We start from the raw sequence: 16,019 nt of genomic DNA on the forward strand, positions 1-16,019 counted from the left end.
CAGCTTTTTTATTTAGCGCAGATTATACTTGTGCCGGAACATATCTTTATTATATCTATAATTTTGAAAGGCACATTAACCGGAATACGTTTATAGCAGCATATATTTTATCAAAATAAAAAAAACAGTATGGAGTACAGAAATTTAGGCGATTCAGATCTTCAGGTGTCAGTAATAACTTTTGGTGCATGGGCTGCAGGCGGCTGGATGTGGGGCGGTACGGAAAGGAGTGAAGCTGTAAAAGCTATAAAAGCAGCATATGATTTAGGCGTAACATCTATCGATACAGCGCCAATTTACGGGCAAGGCACCAGCGAAGAAATAACGGGCGAAGCTATTAAGGGTATACCACGCGATAAAGTGCAGATACTTACAAAATATGGCATGCGCTGGAATGAAACAAAGGGTGCTTTTGCTTTTAAAAGTAAAAACAATAACGGGGAAGATATTGATATTTATAAGTATGCAGGCAAGGAAAGTGTTATTAAAGAATGCGAAGACAGTTTAAAAAGGCTCGGCACAGATTATATAGACCTTTACCAGATACACTGGCCTGATGTAACTACTCCCATACAGGAAACTATGGAAGCCGTTGCCAAACTTATTGAGCAGGGCAAAGTTCGTTATGCAGGTGTTTGCAATTATAATGTTGAACAAATGCAGGAAGCTAACAAATACATTAACCTTGTTTCAAACCAGGTGCCATACAGTATGGTAAAGCGGGATATTGAAAAAGATGTGGTTCCTTATTGTATAGAACATAATAAATCCATCCTTGCTTACAGCCCGCTTGAGCGCGGCTTACTTACCGGAAAAATGAAGCCGGGACATCATTTTGCAGAGGGCGACCATCGTGCCGGTTTATACTTTTTTAAAGATGAAAACCTTAAACGCACCGATGCATTTCTTGAAAAAATAAAGCCACTCGCTGAAGAAAAAAAAGCAAGCCTTGGTCAATTAGTTATCCGCTGGACAATAGAACAGCCCGGCATTACAATTGCACTGGTTGGTGCAAGAAATGAAAAGCAGGCTGTGCAAAATGCAGCCGCTATTAATATACAATTGAGTAAAGATGAAATAAGTTTTATAACTGCCGAACTGAATAAACTTGAGCTTATTAAATAAAGCTCTTTAAGATTGTATAAAAATATAATGCAGCCCTGAAAATCTCAATAAAGTTGAGGGCTGCATTTTTTTATCAGAAGCTCACATTCAAATTAAAACTGGCTGCATCGTTCACATGTAAAGCGGCGGCCGTTGCATTGCTTATCCGAAAATTAATGCCGGCATTGTCTTTCAGATCACCCATATTCCAGAGCACTTTGGCATAAACAGCACTGCCATTATCGGAACTGAGTTTTACAATTGTTCCCGGTTCTATATCGTTGGCAAGAATATAATATTTGCCATCGGCCCATCCGCTGGCCGTTTTAAATGTTTTGGAAACACCGGATACAGTTTGCATATTCTTGCCTTTCTTTTCTTTAAACTGCTGCGCAAAAAAGCCATCTCCCGAATAAGTGGTAACATCTTCTGCAGGGGCAGACATGTTGCTTACCGTTTGCATGGCAGGCGAAATATTACCTGTTGCCGCTGTTGAATTATAATCGGGCTTGCTTTCTTCAACGGGTTCTTTTTGTGGCGGTGGCGCTGCAGTTACTGCTGCTGTTTGCTGCCTTTGCGGCGCAGGAGCCTTAGCCATTTTATTTAAGCCGCTTTCATTAACTATTAATAAAGTGCCAAGCCTGGCGCTGTTATCTGTAAGATTGTTCCATGCCTTAAGCTGGTCAACCGTAACGTTATATTTTTTACTGATGCTGTACAATGTTTCACCCTTTGCAACCAGGTGTGTTATTTCACCTGATGAAGAAGGAGCGGCCTGCGCCGGTGTATTCACAACCGGCCTGCTGTTTCTTTCAGCGGCCTGTTGTTTTGCAGAAGGTATTTTTATGTTTGAGCCATAAACCAGCTTGCTGTCTGCATGCATGCCATTGGCACGCATAATGTCTCCAACAGAAGTATTGTATTGCCTGGCAAGCGCAGATAAAGTTTCACCTTGTTTCAGTGTATGATTAATGTAATTTGACTGGGCCTGCAATGTTTGTGCAGAAAGAAATAAAGCCAATGCTGCTGCGGTTACTTTTATATACTTCATGCTCTATATTTTGTTGCAAATTTATTCTTTACGGATACGCCATTCTGTTGGATAATAATTATTAACACGGTTGTGCAAAATTTTTACCCATCCAAGCGAAAAATTTTTATATGTGCATAAACTCCATCCTTTACGCGTGGATTCTAATACAACGTCTTTTTTTCGCAGGTATTGTAAAGCCTGTTCTTCATCCAATTCAATTTTAAAAATATTATCATTGAATATTGTGCTTAAGGCAAATTCATGGTGCGGGATTAAACCATTGCCTTTTATTTCGCCAATGTTAATGCCTGCTTTTTTGAGGTATAATTTTTTTTGAAGCAGCGCAACATCGCTGCCCCATTGTTTATGAACAGCACGAAAAAAATCTGCCTGTTTAAAAAACAGCCAGTCGTTTGCTGTTACATATTGCTGCATCAAAGCAGCTTCTTTATTAGTTGTTTTAAGTAAAGATTGCTGACCGTATTTTGTGAAAGTTTCCGTTTCATTTTTTTGCATGGCACATATAAAAAATCCTTCACCTTTTAACTTATGCGGCCAGAAACGGTAGCCATAACATTGATGAAGTTCAGATAGCGTTTCATCAATATGCCAGTTATCATCAACTTTAAACTTTAAACTTTCAACCTTAAACATCGCCTTCATCCAGTCTGCTATATCTTCATCTTCTTCCTGCGAATAAGAGCAGGTGGAATAAATTAAAATACCATCATGTTTTAAAGAAGAATATATATCTGCAATAATGCGCTGCTGGCGCTGGCTGCACAGCTTTACATTGTTTTCACTCCATTCATCAATTGCATCTTCGTCTTTCCTGAAAAGCCCGCTGCCACTGCACGGCGCATCAATTACAATCAAATCAAAATAATTTTCCAGGCGTTGAAAATCTGCAGCATCGTTATTAGTTACAACCACATTTTCCGAGCCCCACTTGGTTATGTTTTCATATAAAATATTCGCCCTTGTTTTTATTACTTCGTTTGAAACAATTAAGGCGTTCTTAAAATAAGAGGCCAGTAGCGTACTTTTTCCGCCGGGCGCTGCACAGAGGTCTAAAATTTTTATATCGGCATCTCTTTTAAATAATTGTTGCAATGCCGTCCATAAAAACATGCTGCTTGCTTCCTGCACATAGTAAGCGCCTGCATGCAGCAATGGATCGAATGTAAACTGCGGCCTTTCATCTAAATAAAAACCATATTCGCACCAGGGTACTTTTTTATCTAAGCTGAATTGAGGATGTTTTGTAACAGAAGAATGCTGAAAATGCTCATACTTTTTTTCATTAAAACGCACCGAGGTTATTATTTGAGGATGATAATGCGCTGCTTCAAAAGCTTGCTGATTGAAACCTTTTATATCGGCGATATTTTTTATTAATTCTTCGGGTAATTTTCTTTCCAAGATATCAGGATAAAATATTAATAAGTTCTTCTATTTCGTCAATGGTGTTAAAAGCATGTATGATAATGCGAAGCCTTTCTTTATTCAAAGGCACAGTGGGGTATAAAATCGCTCTTACATCAAAGCCTTCATGCTGCAATTGTGCCGCAATTTTTTTTACTGCTTCATTGCCCGGTATCATTACAATTTGAACGGGTGTAGCCGAAGACAGTTTCTCAAATTTTATAGCAGCCTGCTGAAAATATTCAATCAATCTTTGCAAATGTGCCCTTTCTTCTTTTAAAAAAGGAAAGGTGTTATAACTTGCTTGTATAACGGCTGCTGCATGCTCGGGCAGGGCCGTTGTATAAATAAAACTTCTTGCAAAATTGATAAGATAATCTTTCAATTGCTGCGAACCGCAAACAACAGCACCGTGACAGCCACAGGCTTTGCCAAACGTATAAACCCTGCAAAATATTTCCTGTTCTGAATTTTCAAACTGGCATAAGCCTTCGCCGTTCTCACCAATAACACCAATGGCATGCGCTTCATCAATTATTACATGCGCATTGTATGTTTTTGAAAGCGCAATAATTTTTTGCAGCGGGCAAAAATCACCGTCCATGCTAAACACCGATTCTGTTACAATGAAAATATTACCGCTTGCCGTTTTCAGCTTTTTTTCCAGTTCTGCCATATCATTATGGCCAAATGAAAAGCTTTGTGCAAAAGATAAACGAATGCCATCGCGGATGGATGCATGACAAAGGGCATCGTACAAAATGGTATCGCCTTTTTGCGGAATGGAGCTTAACACGCCGGTATTGGCATCATAACCTGAATTAAAAATCAAAGCCGCTTTGCATTTATGAAATAATGCAATCTGTTTTTCGGTTTCTTCAATTAAAGCATAATTGCCTGCAAGCAGCCTCGAACCGGCAGAACCTGTTTTAAGACCGGCCTTTATTTTATTATGCAATAAATTGTTATGAATGATACCAAGATAATCATTGGAACAAAAATCAATTTTACCTGCAGGCATTTTTAACTGCCTGAAAGCATTTTGCTGCTTTCGCTGGTTTAATTTTTTTTCAAGAAAAGAATCGTCGTACATCGCACTTTGTATGGTTCAAAGCTAAGAAGATGTTTCAATTAAATTTTTTCATGGCGGGAAGGAGTTGCCAACGGTTTTGCATTAATGGTTGTCAATTGTTTTGCATAGTATTTTGTTTTTGTTGTCTATTATTGCTGTTACCGGGATGCTGGTTAAATGTTTTTGCCGCGGGTGCAGAATTTTATTTGATAGTTCGTTAAGATTTAATAAAACCTTTTTAAACAGCTTCTTTGGTTTACAACAATTGATAACACGGAACGTTTAATACATAAATTTTTTTATTTGAAGCGTTTTTTAGCATTTATAATTTTAATGTTTACGGCAGGATATACCTCTGCGCAATATTTTCAGTTTGTTGAAAACAAGGGGCAGTGGGATAGTTCAATAAAGTTTAAAACAGATTTTAAAGGAGGGCTGCTTAATTTAACGCCTTCCGGCTACCGGGTTGTTTTGCATAACCAGGCCGAGTTGAAAGAGCTGGCTGAATTTTATAGCGGTCATCAGGCAGAGCAAACAGATACCGGTAAAAGCGGCGAGGCTGTTAAAGCCAAAACATTACGGCTGCTAAAATTGCATTCACATGCTTATGAAATAGTTTTTCTAAATGCAAATGAAAATGCGGTTGCTGTTCCAGATAAGCCTACACAGCTTGTAAATAATTACTTTGTGGGTAAAGACAGTACAAAATGGCGCAGGGGGTGCAGGGTGTATAATGCCGTTACCTATAAGAATATTTATAAAAACGTTGATATAAGATATTATTCAGATAATGGCAACCTTAAATATGACATTATCATCCACCCCGGCGCCGATGTGTCGAAAATTGCCATGCAGTTTAAAGGCCTTGATGGGTTATTGCTGAATAAGTACGGCAATCTTGCCCTTAAAACTTCCGTTGGGGAAGTATATCAAAGCATTCCCTTGAGTTACCAGGTTTTAAGTAATGCAAAAACCAATGTTAAAGTGGCTTTTAAACTGGAAGGAAATACAGTTCGGTTTAATTTGGGTAAATATGATAAAAAGGCTACGCTGGTTATTGACCCCACAATGATATTTTCCACTTTTGCCGGCAGCCTGGAGGATAATTGGGGTTACACGGCTACCTATGATAATGATGGTAATTTTTATGCAGGTGGTATTGTGTTTGGCAATGGTTACAATCCGCGCAATGTGGGTGGATATGATCAAACTTTTGGCGGCGGCGATAATAGTGAAGGCCCTATCGGCGGATATGATATTGCTTTAATTAAATTCAACCCAACCGGCACACAGGCATTATTTGCAACCTATTTGGGTGGCGCCGGTAATGAACAACCGCACAGTCTTGTTTGTGATTCAAAAGGCAATTTGATAATATCCGGCAGAACAACTTCAGCAGATTTTCCCGTAACCAGTGAAACTTATGGCCCGGGCGGTTCTTTTGATATATTTCTTGCCAAATTAAGCACTGACGGTTCAACCTTGCTGGCTTCACGGAAATTTGGTGGAACGGGGCCGGACGGAGTAAATATTGATCCAAAATATATTACAAGGAAGTTAGACCGTACCAGGAGAAATTATGGCGATGATGCGAGAAGCGAAGTAATAGTAGATGCTGCTGATAATATATATCTTGCAAGCTGTACACAATCCGGCGATTTTAAAACTACAGATAATGCCTTCAAAAAAACACTCGGTGGTTTCCAGGACGGAGTTTTTATTAAAGCCTCATCTGATTTAAGCAATATTTACACCTGCTCCTTATTAGGAGGATCCGGAGCTGACGCTGCTTTTGTTTTAGCAATAAACAATGTTACAGGTAATATTTATATAGCGGGTGGAACAACCAGTGCCGATATGGCCTTGAATGGAAATAATGCGCCACAGGGTATTGTACATAACGCTTACCAGGGCGGAGATGTGGACGGTTTTTTGTCTATTTTGAACCCGGCCGGGACAGCGCTACTGAAAACCTGTTATATAGGCACAGGGGGAAATGATATGGTGTACGGCGTACAGGTTGATAAATTTGGTTACCCTTATGTGATGGGCACAACTACCCAAAGTTTTCCGGTTGTTAATTCTCCGTTTAATGCAAATAATAATCAAATAAAAGGGAACCAGTTTATTACAAAACTTAAACCAGATCTTACGGGAATAGAATATTCTGCCAACTTTGGAAAAGGTTCCGGTATTCCCGATATTTCTCCCACAGCTTTTCTTGTGGACATTTGCGGTAATGCGTATGTTTCCGGATGGGGTGGTATAGGAAATATTGACTATTACAGAACACAAACAGTTTCCGGAATGAGCATTACAGCCAATGCTATTTCGAAGCAGACGGATGGGAGTGATTTCTACTTTTTTGTGTTGGAAAAGAATGCAATGAGCCAGTTGTTTGGCAGTTATTTTGGTTCTGTGGGATCTGCCGATGCTGCCGACCATGTAGATGGCGGTACCAGCCGCTTCGACCGGCGTGGGGTTATCTACCAGGCTGTATGTGCCAATTGTGGCAAAAGAGGTACTTTCCCAACCACAACAGGCGCCTGGAGCTCAGGCAATCCTGCACAGGGAGGCAACCAGTGCAATGAGGCTGCAGTAAAGATTGCCTTTGAATTGTCGGGCATTTTTTCGGGCGTTCAATCTTCCATTAACGGCGTTGCAAGGGATAGCATTGGATGTATTCCGCTCACAGTGGATTTTAAAGATACCGTTTCACTGGGTAAATTATACTGGTGGGATTTTGGCGATGGCAGCGGTGATACAACTGCAGCTCCCAATGCCAGCCATACTTATACCAATACCGGCACTTACAAAGTAAGGTTGATAAGCATTGATTCTGCTTCCTGTAATATTGCCGACACTTCATATATAACCATCAGGGCAAAAAATAATGAAGCGAAGATTGGTATGAATGTTACTAAGCTCCCGCCTTGTGAATCGTTCAATTACCAATTTTCTAATACTTCTGTGGCGCCGGCCGGATACAATTTTAACCCTGGCACTTTTACCTGGGATTTTGGCGATGGAACGGTTATTCAATCCGATGCAGCTTCCATTACACACCAGTATACGGCGGCTGGCACTTACATGGTGAAGCTCTATTTTAATGATACTTCTTTCTGTAATTCTTCCGATTCTGCGGTGTTTGAATTAAGGGTGGCTTCCGTATTAGCGGCAAACTTTACAGCGCCTTCATCCGGCTGCACACCATTTGATGTTACGTTTACCAACACATCAACAGGTGGGCAAAGTTTTATGTGGAATTTTGGTGATGGTAATACTTCAACAGATGTATCACCAACTCATCAATACATCACACCGGGAACTTATACCGTAACCTTAACAGCTACTGATAATTTTACCTGCAACCCCACAGATGATACCAGCATGGTTATTACTGTATATGACGGGCCAACGGCATCATTTACTTATACACCTGCAATACCAACTGAAAATACACCATACGAGTTTACAAACACATCCATCAACGCCACCAATTATAAATGGTTTTTTGGTGATGGCGATTCGCTGGTAACAAGCTCCATGCTGCCTGTTTCGCATATTTACAATGCATCAGGCCAGTATAATGTTTGCCTTATTGCCTACAATGAACATGGCTGCACCGATACAACCTGTGCTGCGGTTACTGCTATCATAACTCCTGTTGTGGATGTGCCTAATGCTTTTTCACCCAATGCAGATGGGGCAAACGATGTGATTTATGTGCAGGGTTTTGCCATCAGTAAAATGAGCTGGCGAATATATAACCGTTGGGGGCAGTTGCTTTTTGTATCATCAGGTATTAATAATGGCTGGGATGGCCGCTTTAAAGGTGCTTTGCAACCGCAGGATGTATATGCCTATACATTAAGCATCGAGTTTTCTGATGGCACTAAGCTGAACAAGAAGGGAGATATTACTTTGTTGAGATAAATTCAATCATCCTTCAATATAAATTTCCCTATTTTTTATGCCTCATTTTTGAAGAAAACCGCAGACAAATAAGTTTTCCTATTTGTTCACAACACCCTGCGTTTCATTTACCAACAAAAAGAACGCGTTTACTGATTTGTTATTTATGCAGGTTTTGACTGTAGTAATTTTAGCCCTGGTTATAAAAAAATACCAGACATAAGCTTATCAGCAGGTGTTTATATAGCAGTAATAACAAACACCGATATTAAAACAACCAAAACTACCATGCTGATGAAAAAGTAAAACGGAACCTGCTTACCTCCGTTTTATAAGATGCGGGTGTACAATTAATATTGTATGCCCGTTTTCTTTTAAGAGCTGTAAACCTTTTTTTATACCTGCTATTGCCACCATTATTCGCGAAGGCATGTTAAAAACTTATTTTAAGATTAAACTTCTTGCGCCTGTTTGCTGGTTATACATTCATTCAGATATTTGTCTCCAAACAAGCGTCATTAATTATTCGTCTTCAATATTAAGTTCGCCTATTGAATATTTAAAAGGCGTTGGGCCTTTAAAAGCTGATCTTTTAAAAAAAGAGCTCGGCATTTTTACGTTTGAAGATTTGCTCAGTCATTACCCGCTTCGTTATATTGACCGCACTAAAATAGATGCCATCGCCGGCATTAATCCGCAAACAGAATATATACAGGTGGCCGGCAGAATAACGGGTATAGAAATACTCGGTCAACGAAGCTCAAAACGTATGGTTGCCTGGCTGGAAGACGGTACAGGCATGATTGAACTAACATGGTTCCAGGGTATTCATTGGGTTCAGAAAATGTTGCATGAAGGCGGCGATTACCTTGTGTATGGTAAAGTGGTTTTTTTTAACGGCAGGCCGCAAATAACACATCCGGAAATAGAATTATTTACGCCGGAGCTAAAAAGCGGCAAATCTTTTTTAGAACCTGTTTATTCAACCACAGAAAAATTAAAAGCCAAAGGATTAAATGCAAGGCAAATTGCCAGGCTCACATCAGCCTTAATTCCATTACTCTCTGAAAAAGATTTGTATGAAAATATACCGGGGGATGTGCTGCAGGCATTAAACCTTATGCCTCGTTATGAAGCGGTTATCAATATTCATTTCCCAAAAAGTTTTGAAATTTATGAGCAGGCTGCAAGGCGTTTAAAATTTGAAGAATTTTTTCTCGCACAAGTGCGCATGGGCATGATTCGCGGCAGGCGGCACCGCAAAAGCCGCGGCGTGGTATTTGAAAAAGTGGGAGAATTGTTTAACTCTTTTTATAATGATTACCTGCCTTTTCAATTAACCGGTGCGCAAAAAAGGGTGATTAAAGAAATAAGGGCAGATACTGCAAAAGCGCACCAGATGAACCGCCTGCTGCAGGGCGATGTGGGCAGTGGTAAAACCATCGTCGCTTTGCTGGTAATGCTCATTGCCGCAGATAATAATTACCAGAGCTGCCTGATGGCGCCAACAGAAATTCTTGCACAACAGCATTTCAATAACATAAAAAATTTACTGAAAGATTTACCCGCGGGAATTGCTTTACTAACAGGCACCACAAAGCAGGCTGAGCGAAGATTGATATTAGAAGAATTGAAGAAAGGCAACATTCACATATTGGTGGGCACGCATGCGGTAATTGAAGATGTGGTGCAGTTTAATAACCTCGGTTTGGTGGTGATTGATGAGCAGCACCGTTTTGGTGTGGCGCAGCGGGCAAAGCTTTGGGCAAAGGCTGAAGTGCCGCCACATGTGCTCGTAATGACGGCAACGCCCATTCCGCGTACACTCGCTATGACGGCTTATGGCGATCTTGATTACAGTATTATAAATGAATTACCACCGGGAAGGCAACCGGTGATTACGGTTCACCGTTATGAAACCAAAAGAGCCAGCGTAATGGATTTTGTAAAAACGGAAATTAAAAGGGGCAGGCAGGCTTTTTTTGTTTATCCTTTAATTGAAGAAAGTGAAAAATTGAGTTATGAAGACCTGATGCAGGGTTACGAGCAGGTGAAGAGTTTTTTTCCTGAGCATAAATACAGCATCAGTATGGTGCATGGTAAAATGCCGGCGGAACAAAAAGATGTTAATATGCAACGTTTTAAATCCGGCGACACTCATATACTCGTTGGTACTACGGTGATAGAAGTTGGTATTGATATCCCCAATGCATCCGTTATGGTAATTGAGAGTTCGGAGAAATTCGGGCTGTCGCAACTGCACCAGTTACGTGGAAGAGTGGGGCGGGGGAGCGATAAAAGTTATTGCATTTTGCTTACGCCTTATAAACTAAGCAATGATGCAAAGGAAAGACTGAAAATCATGTGCGCTACCAACGATGGCTTTAAGATTGCTGAAAAGGATTTGGAGCTGCGTGGCCCCGGCGAAATTGAAGGCACGAGGCAAAGCGGCATGTTAAACTTTAAGCTGGCCAGTTTGGTCAATGATAAAGATTTGCTTGATGCTTCAAAGTTTTATGCAGATGCGGTTTTATCGGCTGATGAAGAATTAATCAAGCCTGAAAATACAGGTTTGAAATCCTTTTTGCTGTCGCAAAAAGGAAAGACAGTTTGGAGTAAAATTTCTTAACAACAAATTGAAACCAACAAGCGTTTAATTTGTAACTTAAATAAAATTTTCGCTTGAGGCATATTCTTATACTGGTTGTCATTTTATTTACGGCCTTTACTGCACAAAGGCTGAACGCCCAGTATTTGCAATTTGTTGAGAATAAAGGCCAGTGGGATAATTCTATAAAATTCAAATCAGATTTTAAAGGCGGTGCATTATACCTTAAACCATCCGGTTATAAGGTGGCATTGCATGATAAGGATGATATGCGGAAACTTGCTGATTTTTTTGGCGGCCATCTCGACAGCACGGCGATTAAAGGCAGGCTAAAATCCCTTCCTGGTCTCGTATTGCATTCCCATGCTTATGAAATAAGTTTTTTAGGTGCAGATTCAAATGCTGTTGCCGTTCCGGATAAACCGCTCAGCATCGTTAATAATTATTTTATTGGCTCAGACAGCAGCAAATGGAAAACCGGTTGCAGGGTTTATAATGGCATTACCTATAAAAATGTGTATAAAAATATTGATGTAAGATATTATTCAGATAATGGAAACCTTAAATACGATATCATCATAAATCCCGGCGCAGATATAAGTAAACTGGCTATGCGGTTTAACGGCCTTGATGGCCTGCTGTTAAACAAATATGGGAACCTCACCATGAAAACTTCTGTGGGTGAAGTTTATCAAAGTATTCCTTCTTCTTACCAGTTAGGCAAAGCCGTGCGCACAGCTGTAAAAGCAGCATTTAAGCTGGAAGGAAATACTGTTCGTTTCAAACTGGATAAATATGATAAAAGCCAGACACTGATCATCGATCCCACTGAAATTTTCTCAAGCTTCACCGGCAGTCTTTCCGATAACTGGGGTTATACTGCTACTTATGATAATGAAGGAAATTTTTATGCGGGCGGAATTGTGTTTGATGATGGTTTTGACCCACGGCATGTTGGCGGCTACGATCAAACATTTAATGGCGGCGATGCGAGTGAAGGAAGGGCGGGCGCTTATGATATTTCTTTAATCAAATTTAATCCCACAGGTTCGCTTGCTTTATACGCCACTTATTTTGGCGGCAGCGGCGATGAGCAGCCGCATAGCCTTGTGACAGATTCGAAAGGCAACCTCATTATATCCGGCCGCACCAGCTCTACCAATTTTCCCACTACAGCCGATACTTATGGTAAGGGTGGTGGCTTTGACATTTTTCTTGCAAAATTCAGCCCTGACGGCAAAACGCTTCTCGCTTCCCGCAAGTTTGGCGGCAGTGGTGCAGATGGCGTTAATATCTCTCCCAAATATGTTTCATCCGGCGCATCCACCACAAGAAGAAATTATGGCGATGATGCAAGAAGTGAAGTAATTACAGATTACCAGGATAATATTTACCTGGCAAGCTGTACACAGTCTGAAGATTTTCCCACCACATCCAATGCTTTTGATAAAGCGCTCGGTGGCACGCAGGATGGTGTATTCATCAAAGCTTCCTCTGACCTCGGCAATATATTTACCAGCACTTTAATAGGCGGAAAAGGTAATGATGCGGCATTTGTTTTAAATATAAGCCCGACAACAGGCACCATTTACATAGCCGGCGGCACATCAAGTTCCGACCTGGCAGTAAGGGGAAGCAATGCTCCCCAGGGCATAATATATAACAGCTACCAGGGCGGCGATGTGGATGGTTTTATTGCTGCTATAAGCAGCGATGCCAATACCCTGCTTAAGATTTGCTACGTGGGTGGAAAAGGCAACGATATTGTTTATGGCGTGCAAACGGATAAGTTTGGTTATCCTTACATAATGGGCACAACCAATGTGAGCCTGCCTGTATATAAATCCACGTTTAACAGCGTAAGCGGGCAGCAGGATGGAAAACAATTTATTACCAAGCTGAACCCCGATCTTACCGAAGTTATTTATTCTGCCAATTTCGGCAGTAAAAGTGGTGTTCCTAATATATCGCCTACGGCTTTCCTTGTGGATATTTGCGGCAATGTGTATGTTTCCGGTTGGGGAGGAAAAGCAAACAATGAATATTATGGTTCCTCTCAGTCCACGGTAGGCATGAGCACCACCGCCAATGCAATTTCGAGGCAAACAGACGGTAATGACTTTTATTTTTTTGTGTTGGAGAAAGATGCTATGGGACAGTTGTTTGGCAGTTATTTCGGGACATTTGGTACAGACCCCGGCGTATATGGGGATCATGTGGATGGCGGCACCAGCCGGTTCGACAGGCGTGGCGTTATTTACCAGGCTGTGTGCGCCAACTGCAATAAGACCGGTGTTTTTCCAACTACTACCGGCGCCTGGAGTTCCGGCAATCCGGCACAGACCGGGGCATATTGTAATGAAGCTGCAGTGAAAATAGCGTTTGAACTATCCGGCGTAATTGCTTCTATTCAGCCTTCTATTAATGGTGTGCCGCGGGACAGCATAGGCTGCACCCCGCTAACCGTTGATTTCAGGGATACGATAGCATTGGGCAAATTATACAGGTGGGATTTTGGCGATGGCAATCAAACTACAACCACAGCGCCAACAGCAAGCCATACTTACAATAATGTTGGCGATTACAGGGTGCGATTGATCAGTATTGATTCATCATCCTGCAATGTTGCAGATACAGCTTTTATTACTATAAGGGCCAGGAGCAACGAAGCAAAACTTGGCATGAAGGTTACTAAACTGCTGCCTTGCGAATCTTTTAATTACCAGTTTGACAACACTTCAATACCGCCTTCGGGTTATACATTCCAGGCCGATGATTTTACCTGGGATTTTGGTGATGGCACTGTAATAAACACCAACGCCACTACTTTAACGCACCAGTATGCAGCCAGCGGCGTTTATAATGTGAAGCTTTACCTGCACGATAGCATGTTCTGCAATTCGCCTGATTCTGTCGTATATCAGTTGAGGGTTGCTTCCACATTAAAGGCTCAGTTTGAAACGCCCGCAACAGGCTGTGCGCCTTACAATGCTGTGTTTAACAACACTTCGCTGGGCGGGCAAAATTTTCTTTGGGATTTTGGAGATGGAGAAACTTCTGCAGATGCCTATCCAATACATTTATATGAAAACCCGGGCACTTATACTATTAAATTAACGGTAACAGATAATTTAACCTGTAATCCCATTGACGATACAACAGTGACTATAAGTGTATATGAAGGCCCTGTTTCGTCTTTCATCTATTCACCCACAACGCCCAAGGAAAATACGCCTTATGAATTCACTAATTCATCCACCGGCGCTGTGAATTATAAATGGGAATTTGGTGATGGCGATTCTTTAATTACTTCATCCATGTTGCCTGTTACGCATATTTATAATACCGCAGGCAGTTACAGGGTTTGCCTTATAGCGTTTAATCAATACGGATGTTCAGACACATCGTGCCAGCAGGTTACAGCCATCGTTACGCCTGTAGTAGATGTACCGAATGCATTTACACCAAATGGCGATGGCGCTAATGATGTTGTATTTGTAAAAGGGTATGGTATTGATAAAATGTCGTGGAGAATTTATAACCGCTGGGGCCAGTTGGTGTTCGTGTCAACAAATATAAATTTTGGCTGGGATGGCCGTTTTAAGGGAGCTTTACAGCCTCAGGATGTATATGTTTATACATTAAGTGTTCAGTTTACGGATGGAACAAAATATTCAAAAAAAGGTGATATAACTTTATTACGATAGGAGGTGGTATGAAAAAGAATATAAAAAGCGCTTTACTGTTATTAGTGATGTTTGTGGCTGCGGCTTATGCAAAAGCACAGGACCTTCATTTTTCCCAATACTTTAATGCCCCGTTATTAATCAATCCTGCCAATACAGGTTTTGAACCAGATGCCGACTGGAAGGTTGGCGTTAATTACCGCAATCAATGGGCAGGCGTTTTAAATAATCCTTATAAAACCATGAGCGCCTGGGGCGATGCGCAATTGTTTAATAACCGGTTTGAAAATGGCTGGGTGGGCGCAGGGTTTGCCTTGTTAAAAGATGTAGCAGGCAGCGGCGATTTAAGCAGCACAAAAGTGTATGGTTCTTTGGCATATCATCAAATGCTTGGCTATAACAGTTTGCTGAGTGGGGGCTTTGGTATAGGCGCTGTGAATAAAAGGATTGATATTACCAAGCTTACATTCAATAATCAATGGAACGGTAAATTTTTTGATGTTACCATTCCTTCCAATGAAGCTTTCAGCGCTACTTCTGTTTGGTACCTCGATTTAAATGCAGGCCTTAATTACGCCGTCTTTCCTTCAGATAATGCTTACCTCAATGCAGGTATAAGCGTGAATCATATAAACATGCCGCGTGAATCTTTTTTCAGCAACACAACTGCTGATGCAAAAGTGCCTATGCGTTTTAATGCTTTTGTAAACGGCAGCTTTAAATTAAATAACCAGTGGATCATAAACCCGAATGCTTATTTCAGCATGATGAGTAAGTCAACGGAAATTGTTGGCGGTTTGAATGCGCATTACAATTTAAGCGGGGATGGAACAACACAGTTAATCGGCGGTTTATATTATCGTGTAAAAGATGCTATCATACCAATGGTTGGCGTGGTTATAAGCGGCATTACTGCAACCGTAAGTTATGATGCTACCAGTTCCAGCCTCGGCACTCATAGCCAAACATTGGGTGCTTATGAAATATCGCTTACAAAAACAGGCTTGTTTTCCGAGTTTGGCAGCAATGTAAAATGTCCTTCTATAAAGTTTTAGGACTGCATTGATTGACCAGTATGTTCTTAATTAATTCAAGTTGCTAGTTAATCAGGTAAGCTTATCAAGAGTAAACCCAAGAATAAACATTACCAGTTTTATTAAAAACCCTTTGAAAGTT

The 16,019-nt window shown here is 40.9% G+C and carries 8 protein-coding genes; 5 read left to right on the forward strand and 3 right to left on the reverse strand.

All coding sequences use genetic code 11. The features are described from left to right. Positions 1-129 precede the first annotated feature (129 nt). Positions 130-1,125: an aldo/keto reductase gene (locus BM015_RS06310; protein ID WP_090656112.1), complete on the forward strand. Its 996-nt coding sequence runs from the start codon at positions 130-132 to the stop codon at positions 1,123-1,125. A 73-nt stretch (positions 1,126-1,198) separates the two neighbouring features. Here BM015_RS06310 and BM015_RS06315 read toward each other — a convergent pair whose 3' ends face one another. The 3 genes from BM015_RS06315 to BM015_RS06325 are packed head-to-tail and all read right to left on the reverse strand — an operon-like array spanning position 1,199 to position 4,655. Further along, complete coding sequence (locus tag BM015_RS06315) at positions 1,199-2,155, reverse strand: LysM peptidoglycan-binding domain-containing protein (RefSeq protein ID WP_143075767.1); 957 nt, start codon at positions 2,153-2,155, stop codon at positions 1,199-1,201. Positions 2,156-2,176: 21 nt separating this feature from the next. Beyond that, positions 2,177-3,559: a methyltransferase RsmF C-terminal domain-like protein gene (locus tag BM015_RS06320; RefSeq protein ID WP_090656115.1), complete on the reverse strand. Its 1,383-nt coding sequence runs from the start codon at positions 3,557-3,559 to the stop codon at positions 2,177-2,179. Positions 3,560-3,563: 4 nt separating this feature from the next. Beyond that, a complete protein-coding gene (locus BM015_RS06325) occupies positions 3,564-4,655 on the reverse strand; it encodes an aminotransferase class I/II-fold pyridoxal phosphate-dependent enzyme (protein WP_090656118.1) in 1,092 nt (363 codons plus the stop codon). Positions 4,656-4,937: 282 nt separating this feature from the next. On the opposite strand from BM015_RS06325, the gene BM015_RS06330 reads away from it, so the two are divergent. The 4 genes from BM015_RS06330 to BM015_RS06345 all read left to right on the forward strand — a co-directional run bounded on the left by BM015_RS06330 (position 4,938) and on the right by BM015_RS06345 (position 15,898). Further along, positions 4,938-8,570: a T9SS type B sorting domain-containing protein gene (locus BM015_RS06330; RefSeq protein WP_090656121.1), complete on the forward strand. Its 3,633-nt coding sequence runs from the start codon at positions 4,938-4,940 to the stop codon at positions 8,568-8,570. Between the two features lie 409 nt (positions 8,571-8,979). Next, positions 8,980-11,178: an ATP-dependent DNA helicase RecG gene (recG, locus tag BM015_RS06335; RefSeq protein ID WP_090656125.1), complete on the forward strand. Its 2,199-nt coding sequence runs from the start codon at positions 8,980-8,982 to the stop codon at positions 11,176-11,178. Positions 11,179-11,231: 53 nt separating this feature from the next. Then, a complete protein-coding gene (locus tag BM015_RS06340; RefSeq protein WP_090656128.1) occupies positions 11,232-14,864 on the forward strand; it encodes a DUF7948 domain-containing protein in 3,633 nt (1,210 codons plus the stop codon). Between the two features lie 8 nt (positions 14,865-14,872). Then, positions 14,873-15,898 (forward strand): PorP/SprF family type IX secretion system membrane protein, encoded by a 1,026-nt coding sequence (locus BM015_RS06345; protein WP_090656131.1) that lies wholly within the window; start codon positions 14,873-14,875, stop codon positions 15,896-15,898. Positions 15,899-16,019 lie beyond the last annotated feature (121 nt).

Origin of the sequence: Parafilimonas terrae (assembly GCF_900115755.1) — a bacterium.
GTDB lineage: Bacteria > Bacteroidota > Bacteroidia > Chitinophagales > Chitinophagaceae > Parafilimonas > Parafilimonas terrae.

Bases quoted from the DNA above. Each gene is read 5' to 3' on its own strand.
- BM015_RS06310 (WP_090656112.1), top strand. From the start codon at position 130: ATGGAGTACAGAAATTTAGGCGATTCAGATCTTCAGGTGTCAGTAATA.
- BM015_RS06315 (WP_143075767.1), bottom strand. From the start codon at position 2,155: ATGAAGTATATAAAAGTAACCGCAGCAGCATTGGCTTTATTTCTTTCT.
- BM015_RS06345 (WP_090656131.1), top strand. From the start codon at position 14,873: ATGAAAAAGAATATAAAAAGCGCTTTACTGTTATTAGTGATGTTTGTG.
- recG (WP_090656125.1), top strand. From the start codon at position 8,980: ATGTTAAAAACTTATTTTAAGATTAAACTTCTTGCGCCTGTTTGCTGG.
- BM015_RS06325 (WP_090656118.1), bottom strand. From the start codon at position 4,655: ATGTACGACGATTCTTTTCTTGAAAAAAAATTAAACCAGCGAAAGCAG.